This is a genomic window from Ruegeria sp. CDSB136, assembly GCF_059610965.1.
Genome location: NZ_JBXWOP010000001.1, coordinates 187920 through 212850 on the forward strand (window position 1 = coordinate 187920; position 24931 = coordinate 212850).

The window sequence follows — 24931 nt, forward strand, 5'->3', positions numbered from 1 at the left end:
TGGAACCGCTTATGCACTATCTCGCGGGGAGGGTGTAGCCGGGACAAGACGCCCGGACTATTTCTCTTCCTCTTCGGTGACTTCATGCGCCAGATGGCCGTCCCAAGCCTCGGCAGGGATCTTAGGTTCGGGTGGATCGGCCATGTAAGACGGTGTCATGATCTGAACACTGTTTTCGTTGAAAACGGCCACGATATTGCGATGCAGATCCGAGCGGATTTTCGGGATGATGCTGCCGCGTGTGGTGTAACCGTTGATCTGGTAGTTGATCGCGTAATCGGCCAGCGCGGTCCACAGCACAAAGGGGGCGGGCTTGGACTTGATCCCTTTGGTACGGTTGGCCGCCTCGATCAGCATCGCCTCGACCTTTTCGGGCGGCTCTTCATAACCGATGCCGACAGTGGTGTGCAACAACAGGCCGCTGCCATCTGTTTGCTTGGAAAAGTTCACCACATCCGAGTTCATCAGCTGCGCGTTCGGGATCGAGATCAGCTCGTTCTTGATGGACTTCAGATGCGTCTCCATCAACTTGATCTGCACCACGTCACCGATATGGTCACCAATCTGAATGCGATCCCCGATCGAAGTTGAACGGCGATAAATCACAAACAGGCCAGCAAGCATGTTCGACACGACCGAGTTCGCACCCAGCGACAGCATGGCGCCGACCAGAATGGTCAGCCCCTGAAACGCGGCCGAATCCGAGCCCGGAATGTAGGGCACGGCAAAGACCAGCGCGATCAGGATCACGATGACACGGGCAATATTGAATGTCGGATTCACCCAGTGCTTTTCGAAATCGCCCATTTCGAAGGACCCGGCCTCGACCGCATCAAAGAACACCCTCATGCCGCGGATTACGTAGACGGTGATCCAGGCGATCAGGCCCAGCATGATCAGGTTCGGGATATAGCTGAGGATGCCCTTGAAGATCAGCAGGACAGGTTCCGTCAGATAAGTCAGCAGCAGTTGCGCGAAATACCGGGTTTCGGCAAAAGCCAGAAGGACAAAGGACAGGTAGTAGTAAAAGCCCAGAAAGAAGATGACCAGCAGGATGAAATTCAGGCCGTATCGGATCAGGGCTGCAATCGCTTCGGCTTGAACGCTTTTGGCGGTCGCTGTTTCGACGTCCTTGAGATAGCGCTTGACCAGCTTCAGGGTGCGTCGCCGGATGCGCCGGTGAAGCCACATGATAATGATGACAAACAATGCAAAGCCGACAGTCCAGGCTAATGCCTCGATCGCGCCTGACACGCGCGCCTGGTCCGTCCGGTTCGCACGGTAGTCGACAATCGCCTCTTCTATCGCGTCGCCATGCAGAAGGCTGAGAACGTCCAGTTCCATCTGGTCCAGTTCCGCATCGGCGACGGTAACGATCGAAACTCTGACGCCATCAGCGAAAATGCGTGTACCGAGATCGGTTTTTTCGAAAGTAATGTCGACATCGGGGTCTTCCGAAGATTCGGCGACTTCGACAATAATCTTCTGGACCTGCTCGGCCCGTTCCGATGCCGGCAATGCGCTGGAGCCGCGCAGGAAGAACAGTGTTTCGCCATCGACGACCACCGGGGCCTTGAAAACATCCGTTTCATCGGTCTCTGGGGCCAGAATTTCGGGGGGTGCTTCCTGTGTGTGTCCGGCAGTGCACATGGCAAAAGCCAGCAGGGCTGCGATCAGCAAAACTTTTAATGCTTGCAGGTATTTATATAGCTGATTCATTGTGACCCTCACGGCCTGACTATACCCCGCCTGACCGTCGTTCCTAGGGTATATCTGCAACGCTTGGAAACATCTTTCGACACGGTGACACAATCAGGACGGGTTACACCGCCGCCTTTGCTTGCAAACGGACACCTCAAAGCATAGGTTCCCGCCAAATTTGCGGAGCTTGTCCGCGATCCAAAGTAAAAGGAATGTCCCATGGAAGGTGGCGCAATCGCCCAGTTTCTCCCGCTGATCCTGATTTTCGCGATCATGTATTTCCTGCTGATCCGTCCGCAGCAGAAGAAGATGAAGGAACATCAGGCGATGGTCGACGCCGTGCGCCGGGGCGATCAGGTCGTCACCCAGGGCGGGATGATCGGCAAAGTGTCCAAGGTCAAGGAAGGCGAGAACGAGATCGAGGTCGAGATCGCTGAAGGCGTCAAGGTGCGTGTGGTCAAATCGACCATTGCACAGGTTCTGAACAAGACCGAGCCTGCGAAATAACTTCGCGCGACAATCCCTTGAAAAGGCAGGGTAATGCTGCACATTGATACCTGGAAGCGGGTTCTGATCTGGTCGGTCTGTGTGATCGGCCTGCTCATGGCCCTGCCGAATGCGTTCTATACGCGTGTCGAACAATCGAACGACGCCAAAACCGCCATTGAACTTGGCATTGATACTCCGGAAATGCAGGCCGAGGCCGCCCAGTGGCCCAACTGGCTGCCGTCTTCTCTGGTCAACCTGGGCCTCGATTTGCGCGGTGGCGCGCATCTCTTGGCCGAAGTCCAGACCAGCGATGTCTACGAAGCCCGAATGGAGGCGATGTGGCCGGAAATTCGCGACGCCCTGCGTGATGAACGCGGGACGGTTGGGACCATCCGCAAGCAGCCATCTGCACCGGATGAGATTCGCGTAAGGATCAGCCAGCCCGAGGGCATGTCGCGCGGGCTGGAAGTTGTGCGTGGTCTTGCGCGTCAGGTGCAGACGCTGACCGGTGTTGGGGCGACCGACATCGAAGCGCGCGCCGACGGTGACATGATCGTAGTGCAATTGTCCGAAGCCGAGAAACTGGCATCGGATGACCGGACCGTGCGTCAGGCGCTGGAAATCATCCGTCGCCGTATCGATGAGGTCGGAACACGCGAACCCACCATTCAGCGTCAGGGTACGGACCGTATTCTGATTCAGGTCCCGGGCGTCGGCAGCGCAGGTGAGTTGAAAGAGATCATCGGAACGACCGCGCAACTGACCTTTAATCCGGTTGTGGGCCGTGGGACCGACCCGGATGCCGTACCGGGTATCGGTGAAAAAGTCGTGCCCTCGCTGGACGAAAGCGAAGTTTTCTACACCATCGAATCCGCTCCGGTCGTGACCGGTGAAGAACTGGTGGATGCGCAACCGTCCTTCGACCAGAACGGCCGCCCCGCAGTCAACTTCCGGTTCAACACTTCGGGCGCGCGCAAGTTCGGCGATTATACCCTCGATAACATCGGCGCACCGTTCGCGATTGTGCTGGATGATGAGGTGATTTCGGCCCCCGTGATCCAATCCCACATTCCGGGCGGGTCCGGTATAATCACCGGCAATTTCACAGTAGAAGAAAGCACCAACCTGGCTGTGCTGCTGCGCGCCGGTGCCCTGCCTGCGGGGCTTGAGTTCCTTGAAGAACGTACCATCGGTCCCGAACTGGGGCAGGACAGCATCGATGCGGGGAAGGTGGCCACCACGGTGGCCTTTGCCGCAGTGCTGGTCTTCATGGCGCTCAGCTATGGCCTGTTCGGAGTGTTCGCCAATATCGCGCTGATCATAAACGTTGGACTGCTGTTCGGCCTTCTTTCGGTGATCGGTGCAACGCTGACCCTGCCGGGTATTGCGGGCATCGTGCTGACGGTTGGCATGGCAGTCGACGCCAACGTGCTGATTTTTGAGCGCATACGCGAGGAACTGAAATCCGCCAGAGGGCCCTCACGTGCCATTGAACTGGGCTACGAAAAGGCGCTGTCGGCCATTCTGGACGCCAACGTCACTACATTTATCACTGCGACGATCCTGTTCGCCATGGGCAGCGGTCCGGTGCGCGGCTTTGCCATCACTCTGGGTCTGGGCATTCTGACCTCGGTCTTCACCGCGATCTTCGTGACGCGCCTGATGATCGTCATCTGGTTCGAACGCCGCCGTCCCAAAACGATCGAGGTTTGATATGCGACTTAGACTTGTTCCCAAGGAAACCTCGTTCGACTTCTTCAGCCGCTGGAAAGTCTGGCTGGGCATTTCGGCTTTGCTGATGATCGTGGGCTTCGCCTCGTTCCTGATCCAGGGTCTGAACTTTGGTATCGACTTTCGCGGCGGCACCACGATTCGGACGCAAAGCGCGCAGGAAATTGATGTGGGCACCTATCGCGATGCCATCGCGCCGCTCGAACTGGGTGACGTGACCATCACCGAGATTTTCGATCCGACTTTCGGCGAAGACGAAAACGTCGCAATGATCCGCATTCAGGCGCAAGCCGATGCCGAAGCCGTTTCCGCTGCAACCGTGACAGCAGTGGAAGGGGCGTTGCAAGTTGCGGTGCCGGATATTCAGTTCGTCTCGGTCGAATCCGTTGGTCCAAAAGTGTCCGGCGAGCTGATCCAGACTGCGGTTATCGCTGTGGCTTTGGCCATCGCTGCGGTGCTTGTCTACATCTGGCTGCGGTTCGAATGGCAGTTTGCCCTGGGTGCAGTGGCCGCGCTGGTACATGACGTGATCCTGACCATCGGTATCTTTTCAGAGCTGCAGATCCGCTTCGATCTGGCCATCATCGCGGCGCTGCTGACCATTGTCGGCTACTCTCTGAACGACACAGTGGTTGTGTTCGACCGGGTGCGCGAGAACCTGCGCAAGTACAAGAAGAAGGACCTCAAAGAGGTTCTGAATCTTTCGATCAACGAAACACTCAGCCGGACGGTGATGACCTCGGTCACCACTCTGCTGGCGCTGATTTCGTTGTATGTACTGGGCGGGGACGTGATCCGCGGCTTTGTCTTTGCGATGATCTGGGGCGTGATCGTGGGCACCTATTCCTCGGTCTTCGTGGCATCGACCATCCTGCTGTGGCTGGGGGTCAAGCGCGACTGGTCCAAGCCGTCAAACACCGCAGGTAACCAGTTCGCAAACATCGATGCCTGAGCTTTCGGGCCAGTCCCCGGCGGGGCTGGCCATCGTTTTGTTCGCGGCTTTTCTGGGCGGTGTCGTGCGCGGTTTTTCCGGGTTCGGCACCGCTCTGATCTTTCTTCCTCTGTCCGCGCCAATTCTGGGCCCGTTCGGTGCGCTGATTGCCCTGACAGTCATGGATATTTTCGGTCCGGTTCCGAATCTACGCCGGGCCTGGGTCGCCGTCGATCGGTCGGATCTTCTGCGGCTGGTCCTTGGATGTGCGGTGACGTTGCCGATCGGGTTGTGGCTACTGACGCAGGTGGAACCCGTGGTGTTCCGGTACGTGGTCAGCCTGATCTCACTGTTCATGCTCGCCGTCCTTGTCTCGGGGCTGCGCTATCGGGGGCGCGTGCGCCGCGCCATGGTTGCGGGGATCGGAGCAGCCGCTGGTTTCCTTGGTGGTGTCGCAGGGTTGCCGGGTCCCGCCGTCATTCTGTTCTACATGTCGCGTCCGCTGCCGATTGAAGTTGTTCGGGCCACAATTCTGTTGTTCCTCTTTGCCTTTGATTTCCTGTTGCTTGGCATATTGACTGGAATGGGCCGGGTCACCCTGGCGTCGATCGGGCTGGGTCTGGCGCTGGCCGTTCCGAACCTGGCTGGAAACTGGCTGGGAGGGTGGCTTTTCCGGCCCGAGCGCGAGAGGATCTACCGTGCAAGCGCCTATCTGGCGATTGCCATTGCGGCCTTGTCGGGCTTGCCGCTTTGGGGATAAACACGGGCCATGCGCTTGAACGAGATAACATACAACAGCTCTGCACCGGTTGACGGCTACGGTCCCGGCTTCTTCCGCATCGGCGGGCAGGTCTACGAAGGGTCTGTTCTAACCGGTCCGACCGGCACCGCCGGTTGGGGCGGCTACGATGATCAGGACGCTTTGCTGGAGTTGTCCGACGATGTCGATGTGGTCTTCATCGGCACCGGCGCTGAACTGTCTCACATCCCGGCTGGCTTGCGTGTCGCATTGGAGGACGCAGGGCTTGGGGTCGAGATCATGAACTCACCAGCGGCCTGCCGTACCTATAACGTGCTGCTGTCCGAAGGCCGGCGCGTGGCGCTGGCCCTGATCCCCGTTTGACCGGATCCGCTCTTCATCTGGCCAAAAATATCCCGGGGAGCGCGAGGGGCCGGCCCCTCGCTCCGCTTCTTTCCAGAAACGCAAAGGCTGTTCTCCTGCGGCAAATCCCGCCTTTTGCGTCTGGCAGCAATAAGATAAGCGGAACTCATGACACTGACCGTTAGCGATCTTGCCGTCACCCGGGGCGGTATCCCTGTTCTCGAAGGACTGAGCTTTGTGCTGGAACCCGGCCGCGCACTGATCCTGCGCGGCCCCAACGGGATTGGAAAAACAACCCTGCTGCGAACGCTGGCCGGGTTGCAGCCGCCCTTGGCTGGCCGGATCGAAGGGGCTGAAGACCGGATCGCCTATGCCGCGCATTCGGATGGGTTGAAACCCACCCTGTCAGTGACAGAAAACCTGACTTTCTGGGCTTCGGTTTTTGGCACACCGGACATTCAGCCCGCGCTGGACGCCTTTGACCTGAATGATCTGGCAGACCGCCACGCAGGCAACCTGTCCGCAGGTCAGAAACGTCGTCTGGGTCTGGCCCGAATGCTGGTCACCGGACGCCCGATCTGGATGTTGGACGAACCCACCGTGTCTCTGGATCGCAATGCCGTGCAGATGTTCGCCGATGCGGTGCGGGCACATCTGGGGCAGGGTGGTTCGGCCCTGATCGCCACCCATATCGACCTAGGGCTTGACGGAGAGGTTCTGGATGTCGGTCCCAACAAGGCCAAACCAAAACCCATCGACGATTTTGACGGAGGTTTCCTGTGATCGCCCTGTTATTGCGCGACTTGAAGCTGGCCTTCCGTGCGGGCGGGGGCTTTGGTCTGGGTCTGGCCTTTTTTCTGATAGTCACCGTTCTGGTGCCGTTTTCCGTAGGGCCGCAATCCTCGCTGCTGTCGACGATCGCGCCAGGCGTCCTGTGGCTAGGGGCGCTGTTGGCGTGCCTCTTGTCGCTGGATCGTCTTCTGGCACTGGATTGGGAGGACGGATCACTGGACCTTCTGGCCACCGCGCCACTGCCGCTCGAGGCTGTCGTGACGATCAAGGCGCTGGCCCATTGGCTGACCACCGGCTTGCCGTTGGTCCTGGCCGCGCCGTTTCTGGGCGTGTTGCTGAACCTGCCTGCGCCGGGGTTTTTCTGGTTGGTCATCTCGCTTCTGATCGGCACCCCGGCGATGAGCGTCATCGGCACGTTTGGCGCGGCGCTGACCGTGGGGCTCAAACGTGGCGGACTGCTGCTGTCACTGCTGGTTCTTCCGCTTTATGTGCCGACGCTGATTTTCGGTTCCGAAGTCGCCCGACGCGGCGCGACGGGGATGGAAACACAAACGCCCCTGTTGATGCTGGCCGGGATCACGGCGGCAACCATAGCCCTGCTGCCCTTTGCCAGTGCTGCCGTGCTGCGGATCAATCTGCGGTGAACCGCCACAACTTTGACTGATGTCAATTGAGAACAGACCCGAGTCGGACTAGATAGAGCCCATGTCGATTGCAGCCAAAGCCAACGCCCTCTGGGAATATGCCAACCCGCGCAAGTTTCTTGCCACCAGTGAACGTGTGCTGCCGTTCTTCTGGTTCACCTCGACGGTTTGCATTGTCGTCGGCCTGATCTGGGGGTTTTTCTTTACCCCTGACGACTACAAACAGGGCTCGACCGTCAAGATCATCTATCTGCATGTGCCCGCCGCTTTGATGGCGATCAATTGCTGGCTGATGATGCTGGCGACATCGCTGGTCTGGCTGGTGCGGCGCCATCATGTCAGCGCGCTGGCTGCGCGGGCTGCGGCACCGGTCGGAATAGTCATGACACTGATCGCACTGGCAACCGGCGCGATCTGGGGGCAGCCGATGTGGGGAACATGGTGGGCCTGGGATCCGCGCCTGACCTCGTTCCTGATCCTGTTCCTGTTCTATCTGGGCTATGTCGCGCTGTGGGAGGCGATTGAGGACCCTGATACAGCGGCCGACCTGACATCGGTGTTGTGTCTGGTGGGGTCGGTCTTTGCGATCCTCAGCCGCTATGCGGTGAATTTCTGGAATCAGGGTCTGCATCAGGGTGCATCGGTGATGCGCGCTGCAGCTGTGACCGGGGCGGATACCGAAGAGAAGGTCAGCAACATCTATTTCTACCCGCTGCTTTTGTGCATCGTTGGCTTTGTCCTTCTGTTCATCGCGCTGGTGCTGTATCGCGCCGGCACGGAAATCCGGGCGCGCCGGATCAAGGCGCTGCTGGCACGGGAAAGGGTGGGCGGATGATCCCCGATCTTGGTAAATATGCGGATACGGTTTTGTCGGCCTATGCGGCCTCGATTGTCCTTTTGGTTGCGCTGGTCGTGTTCAGCGTGCTGCGCGGACGCAAGGTGCGCGCCGAAATGGAAAAAATCGAACAGAGGATGACGCGCAATGGCTAAGATCTCGCCACTTATGATCGCGCCGCCGCTGATCTTTGGCGCGTTTGCCGTTTTGGCGGGAATCGGGATGTTCCGCGACGACCCCAATGCATTGCCCTCGGCCCGGGAAGGCCAGACCGCGCCGCCCGTCGTCATGACCGAGTTCCCCGGCAAATCCGGCTTCGACGATGCCACCCTGCGCGACGGAGAGGTCAAGCTGGTCAACTACTGGGCCAGCTGGTGCGCCCCGTGCCGGGCCGAACACCCGAATCTGGAGGCTCTGGCGCAGGAAGGCATTCCGATCTACGGCATCAATTACAAAGACCCGTTGGGTAATGCCGAAGCTTTTCTGACCGAACTGGGCGATCCCTACGCTGGGATCGGACGGGATGAGCAGGGGCGTATGGGGTTGGACTGGGGCGTCTACGGCGTACCTGAGACCTATGTGATTGACGGCGAGGGCACCATCATTCTGCGCCATGCCGGGCCAATCACCCAGCGTGTCATCGCAAGCACGATCCGCCCTGCACTGGAGAAGGCGGCAGTGCAATAGGCTGGTAAGCTTGGGCCGACTGCATTCAAAGGCGATACCCGCCTGAGACCGTCAGAACCTCTCCGGTTATGAAGGATGCCGCGTCGGAACACAGAAATCGCACGGCCCCGGCAATATCGCTTGGGGTTCCGGCGCGTCCCAGCGCGGTGTCCTTGACGAATAACTCGGTCAGGTCATCCGGACGTGGTGCCTCGGGGATGTTGATCGCACCCGGCGCGACCGCATTGACGCGAACTCCGGCCGGTCCAAGCTCTTTCGCCATGGCGCGGGTCCAGAGGTTCAGCGCCGCTTTGCTGGCCCCATAGGTGACCGCGTCACGTGGTGGTAGTACCGAATTGACCGAAGATATGCTGACGAGGGCCGCCCCCGGATGAAGGTGCGGCAGGGCCGCTGCCAGCAATGCGGCCGGAACCAGAAGGTTCAGATCCAGGATCGCCCGATGGTCTTCCGCTTCAAAATGCTCTTTCGGAGTTGAGGCAACCAGACCGGCGTTGTTCACGACCACATCCAACTGGCCAAAATGATCCAGAACTTGTGCTATGACAGCTTCTGGCTGCTCCTTTTGCGTCAGGTCAGACCGTATTGACAGCAGGTTGTGGTTCGCTTTCAACTGCGTCGGCTCAGTGGAGCGCCATGTGAATGCGACCCGGTGATCTTTTTCCAGTTCCTCGACAATCGCCCGCCCAATTCCCCGTGCGCCGCCCGTAACCAATGCCACTTTTTTCATCTGCTTCTCCTGCCCACACCAGAACGGGGTTAGGGGCAAAAGGCAACTTCTTCTGTTTGAAAATACCCTGTAGAGCGAGGCAATGCCGCGCAAGAAAAAGGCGCCCGAAAGGGCGCCCTTCAAAAAGCTATATCTGGTCCGGCTCAGCCAGCTTTGGCTAGGTTCCGCAACACATAGTGCAGCACGCCGCCGTTCTCGATGTATTCGATCTCGGGCGCGGTATCGATGCGGCACTTGAGGGTGATGGTCTTCTCGGATCCGTCACCATAGATGATGGTACAGGGAACCTCTTGCAGCGGCTGGATGGTATCCAGACCGTGGATCGAAACCGTTTCATCCCCCTTCAGACCCAGCGATCTACGAGTATCGCCACCGGTAAACTCGAACGGGATAACGCCCATGCCAACCAGGTTCGAACGGTGAATACGCTCGAAGCTTTCAGCGATCACGGCCTTGACGCCCAGCAGGGCCGTGCCTTTAGCCGCCCAGTCACGCGAAGACCCCGCGCCGTACTGCTCGCCGCCAAAGACGACAAGCGGAACGCCCTGTTCCTGATAAGCCATCGACGCCTCGTAGACCGAGGTCTGTTCGCCATCGGGGCCTTTGGTATAGCCGCCTTCGACGCCGTCCAGCATTTCGTTTTTGACGCGGATGTTGGCAAAAGTGCCGCGCATCATGACCTCGTGGTTGCCGCGGCGCGACCCGTACGAGTTGAACTCGCGCGGCTGAACCTGACGGTCCGTCAGATACTTGCCGGCCGGAGTTGTCGTCGCAAAGGAACCTGCAGGCGAGATGTGGTCGGTGGTGATCATGTCACCCAGGATCAGTAGAACCTTGGCGCCATCGATATTCGAGATCGTGCCAGGCTCGGACCCCATGCCCTGGAAGTAGGGCGGGTTCTGAATGTAGGTCGAGGTCGGGGGCCAGTCATAGGTCTCCGCATCGGTGGTCTCGACCGACTGCCACTTCTCGTCGCCCTTGAAGACGTCGGCGTATTTCGACTGGAACGCCTCGCGGGTCACGGTCTGTTCGACCAGTTCCGCAACTTCCTGCTGGGTCGGCCAGATGTCTTTCATGAAGACGTCATTGCCGTCCTTGTCCTGACCAATCGGCTCGGACGTCAGGTCGATATCCATCGTGCCGGCCAGTGCGTAAACGACAACCAGCGGCGGTGAGGCCAGATAGTTGGCACGTACGTCAGGCGAGATACGGCCTTCGAAGTTGCGGTTGCCCGACAGGACCGACGTGGCAACCAAATCGCCCTCGGCAATCGCATCGGACAGCTCTTTCTGTATGGGACCCGAGTTGCCGATACAGGTAGTACAGCCGTAACCGACAAGGTTGAAGCCGATCTGGTCCAGATCTTCCTGCAAGCCGGCGGCTTCAAGATAGGCCGACACAACCTGCGAACCCGGTGCCAGCGAGGTTTTGACCCACGGCTTGCGGTTTAGACCCAGCGCAGCCGCCTTGCGCGCCACCAGACCCGCGCCAATCATCACGTATGGGTTCGAGGTGTTGGTGCACGAGGTGATCGAGGCGATTACGACCTTGCCCGATTCCATGGTGTAGTCTTCGCCTTTGACGGCGACTTCCTTGCCCATTGGACGCTTGAACGTCTCGGCCATTTCCTTGGTGAAAGCGGCCTTGGCGTTGGTCAGTGCGACATAGTCCTGCGGGCGTTTCGGGCCCGAGATCGCGGGAACGATGGTGCCCATGTCCAGCGACAGGGTGTCGGTGTAGATCGGCGCATAGTTCTCATCGCGCCAGAAACCGTTTTCTTTGGCGTAGGCTTCAACCAGTGCGATGCGATCTTCGTCACGGCCGGTGTTGCGCAGGTAGCGCAGCGTTTCACCGTCGATCGGGAAGAAACCACAGGTCGCGCCGTATTCCGGCGCCATGTTGGCGATGGTCGCACGGTCGGCCAGCGGCAGACGGTCCAGACCCTCGCCGTAGAACTCGACGAATTTGCCAACCACGCCTTTTTCACGCAGCATTTCCACGACCTTCAGAACAAGGTCGGTCCCGGTGGTGCCTTCGACCAGATCGCCGGTCAGTTCAAAGCCGATGACTTCGGGGATCAGCATCGAGATCGGCTGACCCAGCATTGCGGCCTCGGCCTCGATCCCGCCTACGCCCCAACCCAGAACGGCCATGCCGTTGACCATTGTGGTGTGGCTGTCAGTTCCGACAAGCGTGTCGGGGTAGGCGACTTCATCCCCATTCTGGTCAGTGTCAGTCCAGACGGTCTGCGCCAGGTATTCCAGGTTCACCTGGTGGCAGATCCCTGTGCCGGGGGGCACAACGCGGAAGTTGTTGAACGCGCTCTGGCCCCATTTCAGGAACTGGTAACGCTCCATGTTCCGCTCATATTCGCGGTCCACATTCATCTGGAACGCGCGCGGGTTGCCGAATTCGTCAATCATCACCGAGTGGTCGATGACCAGATCAACCGGGTTCAGCGGATTGATCTTCTGAGCATCGCCGCCCAGACCCTTGATGCCGTCGCGCATCGCGGCAAGGTCGACCACGGCAGGAACGCCGGTGAAGTCCTGCATCAAAACGCGGGCCGGACGATAGGCGATCTCGCGCGGGTTCTTGCCGCCCTTGGCGCCCCATTCCGCAAAAGCCTTGATGTCGTCGACCGAGACCGAAAAGCCGTCATCTTCGAACCGCAACATGTTTTCCAGCACAACTTTCAGCGCGGCGGGAAGCTTGGAAAAATCGCCCAGACCGGCCTCTTGCGCGGCGGGGATCGAGTAATAGGAAATGGACTTGCCATTCACGCTCAGGCTGCGGCGTGTTTTGGCGGTATCCTGTCCGACTTTGATGGGCATCTAATGGCCTCCCTCTCAAAATGACGTGGATTGTGGGATTCGCTGAGGGGTATCTGCATCACGTTTAGCCTTGGTTCAAGGTCCAACACGACAAGTGCGGCAATTTTTGTATACCATTGCACACATTTTTTACAATTTGGGTGTCACAGGTCTCAAGAAACCTTGATTGGCGGTTGATCTTTGAACGGTCTAAACCTGTCTGGCAACCGACCAAACCGAGGCCGCCATGTTCAGAATGACTTTCTTTTCAACGCTTACGTCATTGCTACTGGCGGCACCGGTTCTGGCTGAAAACGATCCCGTCGTTGTAGAACTTTTCACCTCTCAAGGCTGTTCATCCTGCCCGCCTGCGGATCGAATCCTGCATGATCTGGTCAAGCGCGACGACGTCATCGGGCTGGCGTTACACGTCGACTACTGGGACTACATCGGCTGGAAAGACGAATTCGCCGATCCCGATCATACGACGCGTCAACGCGCCTACGCCCGTCAGGGCGGGCGGTCGATGATTTACACACCGCAGATGGTGATAAACGGCCAACAGGACATCGTTGGCGCGCAATTGCGGGAACTGAACCGACTGATTGACGCGCATCTCAAAGCCGCCCCTAAGGCTTCGGTCAATGCCAGCCGGACTGGGAACGACGTTGTTGTGGATGTGACGCCCGTCAATCTACCGGTTGCAGAGACGTATGACGTGCGTGTCGTTCAGTATTCTCCGATGCGACACGCCTCGATCCGTAGGGGCGAGTTGGCGGGACACGAACTGGACTATGCCAATGTTGTCGAATCCTGGCAGAGCGCCGGGCAGTGGGACGGGGTCGCGCCACAGCGGTTTTCGACGGTGTTGACCTCGGACCTTCCTGCGGTTGTGCTGGTGCAGAGAGCGGGGCACGGCCCCATCATTGCAGCGACCAAGGCAGAATGAATTAGGGCATATCTTCCGGCTGAACCCCCAGCCCGTTCCATGTTTTCCAGCGTCGGTGAATCCAAAACCACTGACCCATGTGTTTGCGAACCACGGCTTCAAGATCATCGTTGGTGAACTGGGTCATGGTTTTGGCGTCAGTATGCGGAACAGGATCATGCAGAATGATCTCGAAATCGATCCCGTTCGGCTGGCGCACTGCATAGCATGGGATCAGCACGGCACCATATTTGATCGCCAGTTCCGCATTCAAAACCGAGGTGACAGCCGGTTTGCCGAAAAAAGTCAGTTCTTCTCCGCCATGGGCGTGCAGGTCGGACACGATGGCGATGATCCCGCCTTTTTTGAGCGAACGAACCATTTCGACCATGCCCCGACGACCCTGTTCGAACATCGGCTCACCGGTTTTGTAAAAAGCTTCAACGTATATGTCATTGAAATACGGGTTGGCCATTCGGCGATACAGGCACCCGATGGGTTTGCCGCTGCGGTTCTGCAACGCGATCCGGGCCGCGAGGTAGTGTCCGAAATGCGCGGTAATCATCATGACCGGTTTGCCTTCGGCCACGGCGGCATCAAAAGCAGCGATGCCGGGACCCGAAATTTTGGCAGCCTTCTGCCGCTCGGAAAAGGCCTCGGGCGAAAAATGCTCCATGATCGCCCGGCCCGCATTGTCGGGAACGGCGCTGCAAATGCGGCGAACCTCGGCATCGGGCAGATCGGGGCATGTCAGTTTGAGGTTGCGACGCACGCGGTTCGTGAAGCCAACAATCGGCGACAGGCCGCGCACAATGGCACCCATTGCCGCAATACGCCGTTCGTACGGCAATAGCCGCATCGTACCGATTACAGCTTTGAGGAAAAGGCTGGTGATATAGTATTTACCAAGCTCAAAGCGGCTCAGTTCCGACTTTTCGACGGGCATGTAGGTGTCTCACCAGATATTCGATTTGCGGGCTCAGACATACAGGTCAGAAACCGCAACCACAAGCGTTCAGCAAATCCAGAGGGATCACCATTGCGTTCCGGTGCGTGGCATTATTGTTCATCGCCTTCTTCTTCGATCAAGGTGATGGCTCCTTCATCCACCAGTGCGCGAATGACACCGACAATCTGCGCCATCGCGTCGTCCGCATCCTTTTGCCTGACCTTGCCCCGTTCACCCATTTCCTCGCGCAGATTTTCCGCCATGCGCGTAGAAATGTTGGAAAGCAGGAATTCGACCGAAGCCCTGTCTTCATCGGCGATTGCGCCCGCCAGTGCGGTCACTAGCACGGGTTGATCGATACCGCGAAGCAGCGCGGGGATGTCCCGCGCAGTGATGCGGGTTGATATGTGGGCAAAGGTAAAGATGGACTGGCGTACCACACTGGCAAAGTCGGAATCCTCTTCATCCAGCGCGGTCAGCAACCCGTCCCGGGTTGTTGCGGCTGACTGGTTCAGGATTGCACCGACGCGGGCGCCGGGGTGGTCCGCAAAGGCCGGTGCAGGGCGCTGATCCAGTTGGGCGGCCAGCGACCATCCAATCCGCTCAACCGCTTCGGGCGTGATGTTGGCCGTTTTGGATACGGCATAGGTTATGCGGCGGGCCACGGGGCCTGGAAGGTGACCAAGCAGTTCTGCGGCCGTGGGCGTATCAAGCTTGGACAACATCACGGCGGCAATTTCGGTGCTTTCCGCTTGCGCCATACTGGCCAGATCTTCGACAGGTATTTCACGAAGGCGCAGCCACGGGTCGCCGATCTGACGCACGCCGGCAACCTTTCGCAATCGCGCTGCCGTTGCCGGTGTAATTTTGCCGTTGACGGCATCCAGAGCGCCTGCCAGCCCGTGCGGGAAGGCCAAGCCGACGCCTTCAAGCGCGCGCGTGAATTCCCGAGCGACCGCATCAAGTGTGACGCGGTCCACCAGACCCATCTGTCCCAGCTGATGGGTCAGTTTCTCCTGCAAGGCGTCCGGGAGTTCTTCCAAGGCAATGTCGGCGCCTTCGTTCAGAAGAAGCCGAACGATAACAGCGGCTTTTTGCCGGTTGCTGAGCTGTCGGGGCACAACACGCGCCGCGTCTTCTTCTTCCCCTTCGATCACCGGCGTCGAAGCAGCCGGAGATATATGTACCAGAGCTTTGGCGTCTTGCATCTGCCCGCGGTCCCAAATTGCGATTCCACGCGCAGATTACGAAGCAACAGGTAAATTTACCCTGAACCTCAGTAGCTGTAGGTCAGCCCGGTGCGGATTGCATCGCGCAGAGAGGTCTCGGCCCATGTGCCTTCGCCGCCCCGTGCCTTGATCTCGCGCCACTGTGCTATGGCTAGATCGGTTTTCCCTTCTGCAACAAAACCCTGCGCCATATAGCTACGGGCAAGGATGTTGTCCGGGTTGGCGGAGATAGCGTTTTGATAAAACACGTTGGCCAGTTCCAGTTCGCCCATCTTGCGATAGGTAAAGCCCCAATAGGTCATGACGCGGTCGTCATTCTGATCCATCACGCGCAATATCGCCTGCGCGTTTTCATACTGGCCATCGTAGGCCAGTTCCCGAACTGCATCATAAAGCTGATCTTCGGTGAAATTGGTTTTGTTCGGTTTGACACAGCGACCGGCCGTCTCGTCATACACGCGCCCGAACAGGCATTTCTTGGTCGTGTTTGTCGGCTTTGGGGGGCTGCTGTCGCCACCACCTGCTGCAAACGCGGCGGGAGCGAGCACAAAAGCCTGAAGGGCAAGTGCTGAAGCTAGTACGAGGCGCATATTCCTACTCCGTTTTCAAAGGAACTTGTCAAAAGCATAGCGTGATCTTCAGAAAAGCTAACAATTGACTGATCGCTTTTATTCACAAGCAGGAAAGATTTTTCAGCTGTTGACGATTTTGGTGCAGCTTTGTGTCTCGGTGTCCCAGATTGTGCCGGGTGCGCAGGACTGGGTCTGATTGGTGTGATTGCTGCACGCAAGTGCGACCGACGCAACGCAGGAAAATGTCAACGCGCAGAGAATGGTTCGAAACATTGGACTCTCCCATCCGGAAAATGCACCTGCAGGATAACCCAATTCCGTCAATCTGGCAAAAAACAAGACCCGGATCGGGGAAGCGACCCGGGTCCTGAAAGAAATCAAACGTCTGCGCTATTCACCAAAGACGCGGGCGAAAATCGTGTCCACGTGTTTGGTGTGATAGCCAAGGTCGAATTTCTCTTCGATTTCCTCGACGCTCAATGCGGCGGTGACGTCGGGGTCTGCCAGCAGCTCTTCTTTGAAATCGGTGCGGTGTTCCCAGACTTTCAGTGCGTTGCGCTGAACCATGGCATAGGCGTCCTCGCGGCTGACGCCAGCTTGGGTCAGCGCCAGCAGCACCCGCTGGCTCATCACAAGGCCGGGGAACCTGTTCATGTTTTCGATCATGTTCTCGGGGAAGATCAGCATCTTGTCGATCACGCCTGTCAGTCGTGCCAGCGCAAAGTCCAGCGTGATTGTCGCATCCGGTCCGATCATGCGTTCGACCGAAGAATGCGAGATATCCCGCTCGTGCCAGAGCGCCACGTTTTCCATCGCCGGGATCACGGCCGCGCGCACCATGCGCGCCAGACCGGTCAGGTTCTCGGTCAGGACCGGGTTCTTCTTGTGCGGCATGGCCGAGGAACCTTTTTGACCCATCGAGAAGAACTCAGCCCCCTCCAACACCTCGGTCCGCTGCATGTGGCGGATTTCGATTGCGATGTTTTCGATGCTGCTGGCGATGACGCCCAGGGTGGCAAAGAACGCCGCGTGACGGTCGCGGGGAATGACCTGCGTACTGATTGGCTCGGGGACCAGACCCAGTTGATCGCAGACATGCTCCTCGACGCGCGGGTCGATATTGGCGAAGGTGCCGACTGCGCCGCTGATCGCGCCCGTGGCAATCTCGGCGCGCGCATCGCGCATCCGGGACAGGTTGCGGTCCATCTCGGCGTAGAAACGCGCGAATGTCAGGCCCATCGTTGTCGGCTCGGCGTGGATGCCGTGGCTGCGACCGATGCGGACAGTGTCCTTGTGTTCGATTGCGCGACGTTTTAGGGTGGCCAGCAGACCTTCGAGGTCGGCGACCAGAATATCTGCGGCGCGAGTCAGTTGCACGTTGAAACACGTGTCCAGCACGTCCGAGCTGGTCATGCCCTGATGGACAAAGCGGGCCTCATCGCTGCCGACATGTTCTGCCAGATGGGTCAGAAAGGCGATGACGTCATGTTTTGTGACGGCTTCGATCTCGTCGATGCGGGCCACGTCGAATTCCACGTCCTTGGCTTTCCAGACGGCTTCGGCGTTTTCGCGCGGGATCACCCCCAGATCGGCCATGGCGTCACAGGCATGCGCCTCAATCTCGTACCAGATGCGGAACTTGGTCTCGGGCGACCAGATGGCAACCATGTCAGGGCGGGAATAACGGGGAATCATTGGCGGCTGCACCTTTTTGTGTTTGGGATGAGGCGTTGCGCGGGGTTTAGCCGTGCATGCATTAGGGAACAAGGTGCGAGTGCCGAGATGAGACGGTTTGCCCTGATTTTGATGCTGTGGCCCGGATTTCTGGCCGCAGAGGAGTTCCGCCAGTTGTCGGGCAACGAGATACTTGTCGCCTTGACCGGCAAAAAGCTCGATTATGGAGAAGGAGCCTGGCAGAGCTTCGACGCCAATATGCTGACCCGGTATTTCTCGGGCAGGCCCAGTTCGGGCCGCTGGAATGTGCGTGACGACAGGTACTGTTCGCTTTGGCCGCCTTCGGATTTGTGGGCGTGTTACGACGTTCAGGTAAGCGGGCAGAGGGTGCGTTTTGTCGATGACAATGGCGGCGTGACGGATGGGACTTACGTTGATTGAAGATATGGGTTGGTCAAGTAACTGAGCGCTGCATATTGAAGACCGTTGCCGCCCGGTTTCCCGAACCATGCGCGCCCTGATGCTGGACAAGTACCGTTTTGGTGGGCCAAGCTGCGTGAAGTGAAACCAACAGGTTATTGAGATATGCGTATTATTTTGAATTCCGCACTGGCTGCCTGTGCGGGGATGTGGTTGGCGTGCATCCCACCCGCATCGGCGGACACACCGGTCACCTATACCGACGACGGGCGCGCGCTGTTCCGATTTGACGTTCCCGATTTCTGGACATTGCGCACAGGCGGAATTCGGGAAATCGAAGATACGCAACTTGGCGATCCGCGTGCTGTGGCCCGGGTCATGGGGATGCGTCCAGTCACTGACGATAATGTCTGGATGGGTTTTGTGTCGCCGAACGGTGTCAAAAGCATCGCTGACGGGCTGCGTTATCTGGAAGATATCGACAAGTTTCTGGTCAAAGAGCCGACGGTCACAAGTACCAGTGACAGGCGCATCGGCGGTTTGCCCGCACGTGTGATCCGCGGGACAGGCAACAGGGATGGCAGGGGGGTGAACTTTACCGCCACTGTGATCGATCTGCCGCGTGACCGGGTTGCGATCGTCGTCGCAATCCTGCGCAACGGAGCGGATCCGGCCTATGCCGATACACTGAATGCCGTTTTCGCGTCATTCCAGCCTGCGCGGTAAGGAGGTTCAGATGACAAGAAGATTTATCAAACCCTCGGTTCTGGCGCTGGGGCTTGGGGCATCCAGCCTTCTGCTGACGGCATGCGACGGTGTCTCGGTTGGTGTCGGGGTCGGATATGGATATGACCCGTTTTACGACTCGATGCTGTGGAACGACTACTACCACGACGTGGATGTCGATATTGACGTGAACAGGCCAGTCAGACCTGATCGACCGAACCGACCCGGCGGGCAACCACCGACACGTCCAAGGCCACCCGTGGCGAAGCCGCCGGTGACCCGGCCTCCGGCCGCCCGGCCGCCGATTCACCGGCCGGCTCCCCGCCGACGGTAATCAACGGGGCGTTCAGGTCGGAAGCAATTCGGTTGTTATGTGGACGGACGCTTCCAAAGTTCTGTGCACGGGGCATTTGTCGGCGATTTCCATAAGCCGGGTGCGTTGGTCCTGCGTCAGCGGGCCTTCCAGCCGGATTTTTCTGCGGAACAGGTCAACCTTGCCTTCCGTGACAAGCCCGGCATCCTGCGCATGAACCTTGTCATGGCAGACATCGACGCTGACATGGGTCAGCGGCCAGTTCTTGCGCCGCGCATACATGCGGATCGTCATGGACGTGCACGCACCCAGGCCGGATGAGACGAAACCATAGGGCGACATGCCCCGATCCGTACCCCCGTACGAGGCTGGCTCATCCGCGACCGCGTGGTGACGAGGGCCAGCCTGAATATCCTGCAAGAAGCCGGATGGGTCGGCCTCGATCACCCGCACCACACCTTCCGGCGCGCCGGGCGGCGGTGCGGGCGGACACAAGGGTACGTAACGTCCAACCCAGGCCGAGATTACATCGGCGGCGTATTCGGCATCGGAGGCCCGCGTAATCAGGTGATCGGCATCATCGAGGGTGACAAAGCTTTTGGGATGTTTGGCGGCCTGGAAAATCGCACCGGCATTGTCGATGCTCACCGTTTCGTCACGTGGGGCATGCAGGATCAGAAGTGCAGCCTTCAAATCACCGATGGCCGGGGTCAAAGCGGATTCTGAAATGTCATCCACAAAGGCCTTACCGATCCGAAACGGCCGCCCGCCCAGCAGAACCTCGGCCGAACCGTCCTGTTCGATTTCCGGCAACGCGGCTTCGAAATGGTGGGACACGTGCCCGGGATCGGCCGGTGCGCCAAGAGTGACAACAGCCTTGACCGAGGGAATGCCCGCACGTGCCCGCAGAACAGCGGCCCCGCCCAGCGAATGCCCGATCAGCAGGGCAGGAGCCATGTCACGCCCTTCCAGATAAGTCGCCGCCGCGATCAGATCTTCAACATTTGACGAAAAAGTCGTGTTTGCAAACTCGCCTCCAGAATGCCCCAAACCTGTAAAATCAAAACGCAGCACGGCAATGCCCATGACCGCCAGGCGCGCAGAAATGCGCCGCGCGGCAGGGATGTCTTTGGAACAGGTAAAGCAGTGCGCAAAAAGGGCTGTTGCCAAAACCGGCCCGTCGGGCAGGTCAAGGCGGGCTGCCAGTTGGCTGCCATCGTGCCCGGAAAATGTAATGCGTTCGGTCGGCATAAGGAACTCCTTGGTCGTTGGCTTCACAGTGGGCACAGCGACGCCTTATCTCAACCCGCCTGACATGTGCCTCACGCGGAGGTGACAGGAATTCCCTAGTTCTTCTTATGCCAAAAGCATCTGTGAAGGCACGAGAGGCAGAACCTCTCGCAGAATGCCAGGTGACGCGGTCTGGTTGGAAGGTGACCTAAGCCAAACCCATCAGGGCTGGATCAAAGGGATATTTCGTCAGGTTCTCATATCCGTCCTCGGTGATCAGAACCTGATCCTCAAGCTTGATCGAAAAGTCGCCGCCGACTTCTCCGACCGCTGCCTCGACACACAGAACCATGCCCGGTTCAAGCGGGTAGTCGTAGGCACCCGCAACCGCCTGATCCGGATAGGCAACCAGAGGCCATTCATCGCACAGGCCCACGCCATGCATCAGGCAGCCGTATTTCTGGGCCTGGAACTTGTCGTCCAGCCTATGAGCATTGGCCGTCAATTCGGGGATCGTGACGCCGGGCTTCAGCATTTCCATGTTGGTCATGATATGCTCATGCGCGTGCTGCATGGCATAGATCATGTCGGCGCGCGGCTTTTCGTCGCCGATCCACCAGGTACGGGAAATGTCGATGCAGATCCCGTAGGAACCGATCAGGTCCGTGTCAAAGGCAATAATTTCGTTCTTCCGGGTAATCCGGGGGCCACATTCCTGAAACCAGGGGTTTGTTCGCTGGCCCGAGGCAAGCAGGCGCGTTTCAATCCATTCGCCGCCGCGCCGGATGTTTTCGGCGTGCAAGACAGCCCAGACATCATCTTCCGAGGTCTTGCCGTCACCAACATTGGCGCGGGCGAACTTTTCCATCTCGCCAACAGCGGTTTCACAGGCGTGATTGGCGCAGCGCATGGCGAGGATTTCGTCGGGACCTTTGATAGCGCGGGTCTTTTCGGTGACCTCTTCGCCTTCCATGATCTCAAATCCCTGCGCCTCAAGTGCGCGCAGCCCGTGCAGCATGATCTTGTCCACTGCCAGTCGTTTGTTGCCGCCGCTGTGTTCGTCGATCAGAAGGCGCACCTCGTTTGAGAAAACATCGGCGGCCACGTCCACCTTGTCACCGCGGTCGAAATAAAACAGATCAGCGCCCGACCGCTGTTCCCGCACCAATGGATTGAACTTGGACAGGAAGGGAGAGTTCTTGTAGTCCCAGATCACCATATAGCCATCGGCGCATAAGAGAACCGCGCGAAATGGGTTATGTGTGTTCCACAGCTGCATGTTGGTGCTGTCGGTGGCGTATCGGATGTTCAGCGGATCGAACATCAGCAACCCGCCGTATCCGCGATCAACGATAGATTGGGTCAGCCGTTTCCACCGATATTCCCGCATCCGGGCCAGATCGGGAAGAACCAGACCCGCTTGTTCCCATTCTGCAAACGCCAATTGGGTTGGGCCGATTTCTATGCGGTCGTTTTCGTTTGGCGTACCGTCACCCAGCGTTGCCCCCTTGGTCGGGTCGATCTTGCGGGTGTCCCGGTAATGCTGATTCATGGCTTCGCTCCCTTTTGGCCCGGCAAAGATGGTCGTACCGTCCCATGCCGTCTTAGTAGTTTGCGACCCATGTTCAGTCGCTTTTGGACCGACAATACCAAAATACGGTGATAGCCCTAGGCCATGACTGAAATACTGCAACAACACATTCCCTATAACCCGCTGGCTGCGAAACCGCTGCCGGGGATTCAACCCGCACGCCCCGAAGACTGGTTGAATCGCGACGAAGCGTTTGCAGCCCAGATGCGCAGGCGCGAGGATTTGTTGGCAGAACGACGCGATGATGTTCTGGCACTGGATCCCGGTGCAGAACCGGCTGCGCAAGAATTGCTGGATATGGTGTTGCGGCAGGTTTATCCCGAAGCCTCCGATCATGTGATCCGGTCTGACGGGGCAGAAGTGGGCATTGACCGCGCACAGCCACTGGATACTTTGTGTCGGCTTGTTCAGGAAGATTTTTGCATTCTGCAGAAACAGGGCGGCGAACATGTTCTGACCGGCGCGATCCTGTGTTTCCCAGCCAGTTGGCGTCTTTCCGAGAAATTCATGCGTCCGCTGATCGATATTCATCATACCGTCAACAGTTATGATGAAAACGTCGCCAGGCGGGTTCAGCGTCTGTTTGACGGGATTCAGCCGGATCGGCCACTCTGGCGCTTTAACGCGCTGTGGTACGATGACGCCGAGCTGTTTCAGCCCCGCAGTACCAGCGAACCGCGGAAAATCCGGGATCCGGGAAACACGCCTTTTCTGCGCAGCGAGCGTCAGACCATTCTAAGACTGCCCCAAACGCGCGCCGTTGTTTTCTCGATCCACACTTATGTTCTGGCGGCTGACAGGGTGCTGGAAATGGAAAACCCCGCCTGATGGCGGGGCCTCCTAGGAGGGTCTTCTAGTAAAGCTTCATAGTCCTAGCGCACCGGCAACACCTGCAAATGCGCCGCTGGTATTAAGGGTCACGATCGCGACCGTAAAAGCCAGAACCTGAGTATTGAGGCGGAAATCCTCGCCCCGGATCAGGTTCACGGCCGCCAGAGAAAGCGCGATCGGTGCCGACATGCTGGCCACGGCCCCGGTCAGGCCCCAACTTGTCAGACGCAGGATGTCGCTGGGCTTTTCATTCTCGTCGGTGGTCGGTTCAATCGGTGCGTGGGCCTGTTGATCCGTCTGATCTGTTCTGAACGCGATGCTCAGCAATTGATCGTCCGACAACTGGATCGGCCTTGCGTTCGGTTTCGGTATCGCGGCTTCCGGCTGGTAATGATCTGCGGTATTCGAGGTGCTGACGCCTGCAAACGGGCCGGTTACGGACTGAAATATCTGTTTTCTGTCCCTGGGTTTGCTTGGCATTAGCGTGTCAAACGCGCTCATGAACTGTTCGATGGTCAAAACCGCGTTGGGCGAAAGCCACTCCACGCGCTGGGTCGAGCAGATGTCGACCATGCGATACAGGATCACAACCAGCATAAGCTCGGAAATTTCGCTGTCATCCAGCAAAGCTGACACCGGTGAGACCGAAATGACCAGACGGTTCTTTGGTCGTGTTACCGGCGGTCTGGGTATCGTTTTGAGGCCCGCAGTGCGGTCCAGCCGGTCGAAACGGTCGTCGACCCCGTTCAATTCCGTATCCAGTGTCAGACGAACCAAATACTGGCTTGAGACGATGCTGGCCTCGGTGCCGCTGAGCAGCGACTTTCGCTCGATCAGATGACCATAGTCTTCCAGCGTCGCCGCGACGATATTGCCAAAGCGTTCGATCGCGCCCTTGGTCTCACCGTCAAATTGCAGACCGCCATGATAACTGTGCTTCCGACTCACCGCGCATTCCTTTGTCGCTTTCTGTCTGAGACCGCAGACTAGCGGGTGATCTGGGGGAGAATTTGACGAAAATGCAAAAAAAATCAATTTTCGAGGGATTGATTACGCTTTGGAAACCAAGAGACTAGGGGAAAATTCGGGCATCTGTGGCGACAATGTGGCCAAAGTTGGGATCGCCTGTGTTGGAACCTTGTTTCGCCTATTGGTCGATTCGCTGCCCCATGATTGCTATGGATTGCTGATAGACCGAGGCGGCATTCCACTGCTGGATAACCGCAAAATTGGGCTGCCCTTTCTGATAGCCCCGGCCGGGTTTCCACCCTTTCTTGCGAAGAAAATTCGCGGTCGAAGCCAGGGCATCGGTCATGTTGTAAAAGTCCACCCGACCGTCACCCGTCGCATCGACACCATAGGTCAGGGCATTCCCCGGCAGGAACTGCGTGTGGCCCAGCTCGCCATGTTTTGCCCCTTTTGTCGCCATCGTGACGCTGCCCTGATCCACCAGTTTCAATGCCCCGATTGCGTGCGGAATGAAGAATTCGGAACGGCGACAATCATAGGCCAGTGTCGTTATTGCGGAAACAACCTGGCTGTCGCCCATGAAGTTTCCAAACCCTGTTTCCATGCCGTGAATGGCGATCAGAACACCGGCAGGTACGCCGTATTGCCGTTCAAGCGCGGCGTAAAACTGCGGGTTGCGGGACTTTCGCTTGCGTCCCTGCGCGACAATCGTGTCGGCGCCGCGCACCTGCATGAACTTGTCCAGCGAGTATTTGAAACTTTTCTGGTTACGATCTGCTGAAATTGTTCGCGTGGCGTATTGCGTCTGGGCCAGTGCCTGCAGCCCTTTCTTTTTTACACCCGCGCGCCGCGCCTGTTTGGCGAAATCTGCCTTCCATACCTCAAACCCGCTGCCGGTGTTGCCGCAAGGCGCGGAGAGTGCCAGGGACGGCAGGGACAAGGCACAGAATATCGCCGTTGCAAGTCGAAGCATGAAACCTATCCAATAACTTGAAACTCTGGGGCAGCGTACGCGCCATGCGGGAAATGGCAAACGAAATCCCGGGA

Annotated in this window: 27 protein-coding genes; 15 read left to right on the forward strand and 12 right to left on the reverse strand. The window is 58.3% G+C overall.

The features are described from left to right. Nucleotides 1–57: 57 nt before the first annotated feature. Nucleotides 58–1719 (reverse strand): mechanosensitive ion channel family protein, encoded by a 1662-nt coding sequence (locus tag AC2FIR_RS00960; protein ID WP_496743698.1) that lies wholly within the window; start codon nucleotides 1717–1719, stop codon nucleotides 58–60. A 201-nt stretch (nucleotides 1720–1920) separates the two neighbouring features. Here AC2FIR_RS00960 and yajC point away from each other — a divergent pair, with 201 nt between their 5' ends. From yajC to AC2FIR_RS01010, 10 genes are all read left to right on the forward strand, one after another. Next, a complete protein-coding gene (gene yajC / locus AC2FIR_RS00965; protein WP_170610183.1) occupies nucleotides 1921–2208 on the forward strand; it encodes a preprotein translocase subunit YajC in 288 nt (95 codons plus the stop codon). A 33-nt stretch (nucleotides 2209–2241) separates the two neighbouring features. Next, nucleotides 2242–3903 (forward strand): protein translocase subunit SecD, encoded by a 1662-nt coding sequence (secD, locus tag AC2FIR_RS00970; RefSeq protein ID WP_496761816.1) that lies wholly within the window; start codon nucleotides 2242–2244, stop codon nucleotides 3901–3903. A gap of 1 nt (nucleotide 3904) precedes the next feature. Beyond that, entirely contained in the window at nucleotides 3905–4873 is a 969-nt protein-coding gene (secF, locus tag AC2FIR_RS00975; RefSeq protein WP_496743701.1) for a protein translocase subunit SecF, read from the forward strand. Continuing rightward, nucleotides 4866–5612, forward strand: a complete 747-nt coding sequence (locus AC2FIR_RS00980) for a TSUP family transporter (protein WP_480911135.1) — start codon at nucleotides 4866–4868, stop codon at nucleotides 5610–5612. Before secF ends, AC2FIR_RS00980 begins: the two co-directional genes overlap by 8 nt. 9 nt (nucleotides 5613–5621) lie before the next feature. Continuing rightward, nucleotides 5622–5975: an Mth938-like domain-containing protein gene (locus tag AC2FIR_RS00985; RefSeq protein WP_480911132.1), complete on the forward strand. Its 354-nt coding sequence runs from the start codon at nucleotides 5622–5624 to the stop codon at nucleotides 5973–5975. 147 nt (nucleotides 5976–6122) lie between these two features. Next, complete coding sequence (gene ccmA, locus AC2FIR_RS00990) at nucleotides 6123–6737, forward strand: heme ABC exporter ATP-binding protein CcmA (RefSeq protein ID WP_170610193.1); 615 nt, start codon at nucleotides 6123–6125, stop codon at nucleotides 6735–6737. After that, the gene (ccmB, locus tag AC2FIR_RS00995) at nucleotides 6734–7390 is read left to right on the forward strand and encodes a heme exporter protein CcmB (protein ID WP_496743704.1); all 657 of its coding nucleotides are present in this window, start codon (nucleotides 6734–6736) and stop codon (nucleotides 7388–7390) included. Before ccmA ends, ccmB begins: the two co-directional genes overlap by 4 nt. Before the next feature lie 61 nt (nucleotides 7391–7451). Next, nucleotides 7452–8225: a heme ABC transporter permease gene (locus tag AC2FIR_RS01000; RefSeq protein WP_170610197.1), complete on the forward strand. Its 774-nt coding sequence runs from the start codon at nucleotides 7452–7454 to the stop codon at nucleotides 8223–8225. Then, nucleotides 8222–8380 carry a heme exporter protein CcmD gene (gene ccmD, locus AC2FIR_RS01005; protein ID WP_170610199.1) on the forward strand — a complete coding sequence of 53 codons (159 nt, stop codon included), beginning with the start codon at nucleotides 8222–8224 and terminating at the stop codon, nucleotides 8378–8380. Before AC2FIR_RS01000 ends, ccmD begins: the two co-directional genes overlap by 4 nt. Beyond that, on the forward strand, nucleotides 8373–8912 hold the full coding sequence (locus AC2FIR_RS01010) for a DsbE family thiol:disulfide interchange protein (protein ID WP_170610201.1): 540 nt from the start codon (nucleotides 8373–8375) through the stop codon (nucleotides 8910–8912). Before ccmD ends, AC2FIR_RS01010 begins: the two co-directional genes overlap by 8 nt. A gap of 25 nt (nucleotides 8913–8937) precedes the next feature. Here the strand turns inward: AC2FIR_RS01010 and AC2FIR_RS01015 are convergent, their stop codons facing one another. Together AC2FIR_RS01015 and acnA are read right to left on the reverse strand one after the other, a co-directional pair. Further along, nucleotides 8938–9639, reverse strand: a complete 702-nt coding sequence (locus AC2FIR_RS01015) for an SDR family NAD(P)-dependent oxidoreductase (RefSeq protein WP_170610203.1) — start codon at nucleotides 9637–9639, stop codon at nucleotides 8938–8940. A 143-nt stretch (nucleotides 9640–9782) separates the two neighbouring features. Next, nucleotides 9783–12473, reverse strand: coding sequence for an aconitate hydratase AcnA (gene acnA, locus AC2FIR_RS01020; protein ID WP_496743706.1), 2691 nt, complete (start codon nucleotides 12471–12473; stop codon nucleotides 9783–9785). 226 nt (nucleotides 12474–12699) lie between these two features. On the opposite strand from acnA, the gene AC2FIR_RS01025 reads away from it, so the two are divergent. Beyond that, complete coding sequence (locus AC2FIR_RS01025) at nucleotides 12700–13401, forward strand: DUF1223 domain-containing protein (protein WP_496743707.1); 702 nt, start codon at nucleotides 12700–12702, stop codon at nucleotides 13399–13401. Between the two features lies 1 nt (nucleotide 13402). Here the strand turns inward: AC2FIR_RS01025 and AC2FIR_RS01030 are convergent, their stop codons facing one another. The 5 genes from AC2FIR_RS01030 to purB all read right to left on the reverse strand — a co-directional run bounded on the left by AC2FIR_RS01030 (nucleotide 13403) and on the right by purB (nucleotide 17825). After that, the gene (locus tag AC2FIR_RS01030; RefSeq protein WP_496743709.1) at nucleotides 13403–14326 is read right to left on the reverse strand and encodes a lysophospholipid acyltransferase family protein; all 924 of its coding nucleotides are present in this window, start codon (nucleotides 14324–14326) and stop codon (nucleotides 13403–13405) included. Between the two features lie 113 nt (nucleotides 14327–14439). After that, nucleotides 14440–15537, reverse strand: a complete 1098-nt coding sequence (locus AC2FIR_RS01035; protein WP_496743711.1) for a flagellar motor switch protein FliG — start codon at nucleotides 15535–15537, stop codon at nucleotides 14440–14442. Nucleotides 15538–15605: 68 nt separating this feature from the next. Next, entirely contained in the window at nucleotides 15606–16148 is a 543-nt protein-coding gene (locus AC2FIR_RS01040) for a tetratricopeptide repeat protein (protein WP_170610210.1), read from the reverse strand. A gap of 102 nt (nucleotides 16149–16250) precedes the next feature. After that, nucleotides 16251–16403, reverse strand: coding sequence for a chitin-binding domain-containing protein (locus AC2FIR_RS01045; RefSeq protein ID WP_170610212.1), 153 nt, complete (start codon nucleotides 16401–16403; stop codon nucleotides 16251–16253). Between the two features lie 117 nt (nucleotides 16404–16520). Then, complete coding sequence (purB, locus tag AC2FIR_RS01050; RefSeq protein ID WP_496761818.1) at nucleotides 16521–17825, reverse strand: adenylosuccinate lyase; 1305 nt, start codon at nucleotides 17823–17825, stop codon at nucleotides 16521–16523. Between the two features lie 87 nt (nucleotides 17826–17912). On the opposite strand from purB, the gene AC2FIR_RS01055 reads away from it, so the two are divergent. From AC2FIR_RS01055 to AC2FIR_RS01065, 3 genes are all read left to right on the forward strand, one after another. Then, nucleotides 17913–18245, forward strand: coding sequence for a hypothetical protein (locus tag AC2FIR_RS01055; protein ID WP_496715055.1), 333 nt, complete (start codon nucleotides 17913–17915; stop codon nucleotides 18243–18245). A 144-nt stretch (nucleotides 18246–18389) separates the two neighbouring features. After that, the gene (locus tag AC2FIR_RS01060; RefSeq protein ID WP_321252296.1) at nucleotides 18390–18950 is read left to right on the forward strand and encodes a hypothetical protein; all 561 of its coding nucleotides are present in this window, start codon (nucleotides 18390–18392) and stop codon (nucleotides 18948–18950) included. A 10-nt stretch (nucleotides 18951–18960) separates the two neighbouring features. Continuing rightward, nucleotides 18961–19284: a hypothetical protein gene (locus AC2FIR_RS01065; protein ID WP_170610219.1), complete on the forward strand. Its 324-nt coding sequence runs from the start codon at nucleotides 18961–18963 to the stop codon at nucleotides 19282–19284. 12 nt (nucleotides 19285–19296) lie between these two features. On the opposite strand, the gene AC2FIR_RS01070 is transcribed toward AC2FIR_RS01065, so the two are convergent. Continuing rightward, nucleotides 19297–20514 (reverse strand): bifunctional alpha/beta hydrolase/OsmC family protein, encoded by a 1218-nt coding sequence (locus AC2FIR_RS01070; RefSeq protein WP_170610221.1) that lies wholly within the window; start codon nucleotides 20512–20514, stop codon nucleotides 19297–19299. A gap of 187 nt (nucleotides 20515–20701) precedes the next feature. Continuing rightward, nucleotides 20702–22045 (reverse strand): dimethylsulfonioproprionate lyase DddP, encoded by a 1344-nt coding sequence (dddP, locus tag AC2FIR_RS01075; protein ID WP_170610223.1) that lies wholly within the window; start codon nucleotides 22043–22045, stop codon nucleotides 20702–20704. Nucleotides 22046–22168: 123 nt separating this feature from the next. On the opposite strand from dddP, the gene AC2FIR_RS01080 reads away from it, so the two are divergent. Further along, the gene (locus tag AC2FIR_RS01080; protein ID WP_496743713.1) at nucleotides 22169–22912 is read left to right on the forward strand and encodes a heme-dependent oxidative N-demethylase family protein; all 744 of its coding nucleotides are present in this window, start codon (nucleotides 22169–22171) and stop codon (nucleotides 22910–22912) included. 36 nt (nucleotides 22913–22948) lie between these two features. Here the strand turns inward: AC2FIR_RS01080 and AC2FIR_RS01085 are convergent, their stop codons facing one another. Both AC2FIR_RS01085 and AC2FIR_RS01090 read right to left on the reverse strand, forming a co-directional pair. Then, nucleotides 22949–23863 (reverse strand): hypothetical protein, encoded by a 915-nt coding sequence (locus AC2FIR_RS01085; protein ID WP_496743715.1) that lies wholly within the window; start codon nucleotides 23861–23863, stop codon nucleotides 22949–22951. A 199-nt stretch (nucleotides 23864–24062) separates the two neighbouring features. After that, nucleotides 24063–24857 carry a lytic murein transglycosylase gene (locus AC2FIR_RS01090; RefSeq protein WP_170676410.1) on the reverse strand — a complete coding sequence of 265 codons (795 nt, stop codon included), beginning with the start codon at nucleotides 24855–24857 and terminating at the stop codon, nucleotides 24063–24065. Between the last annotated feature and the right edge of the window lie 74 nt (nucleotides 24858–24931).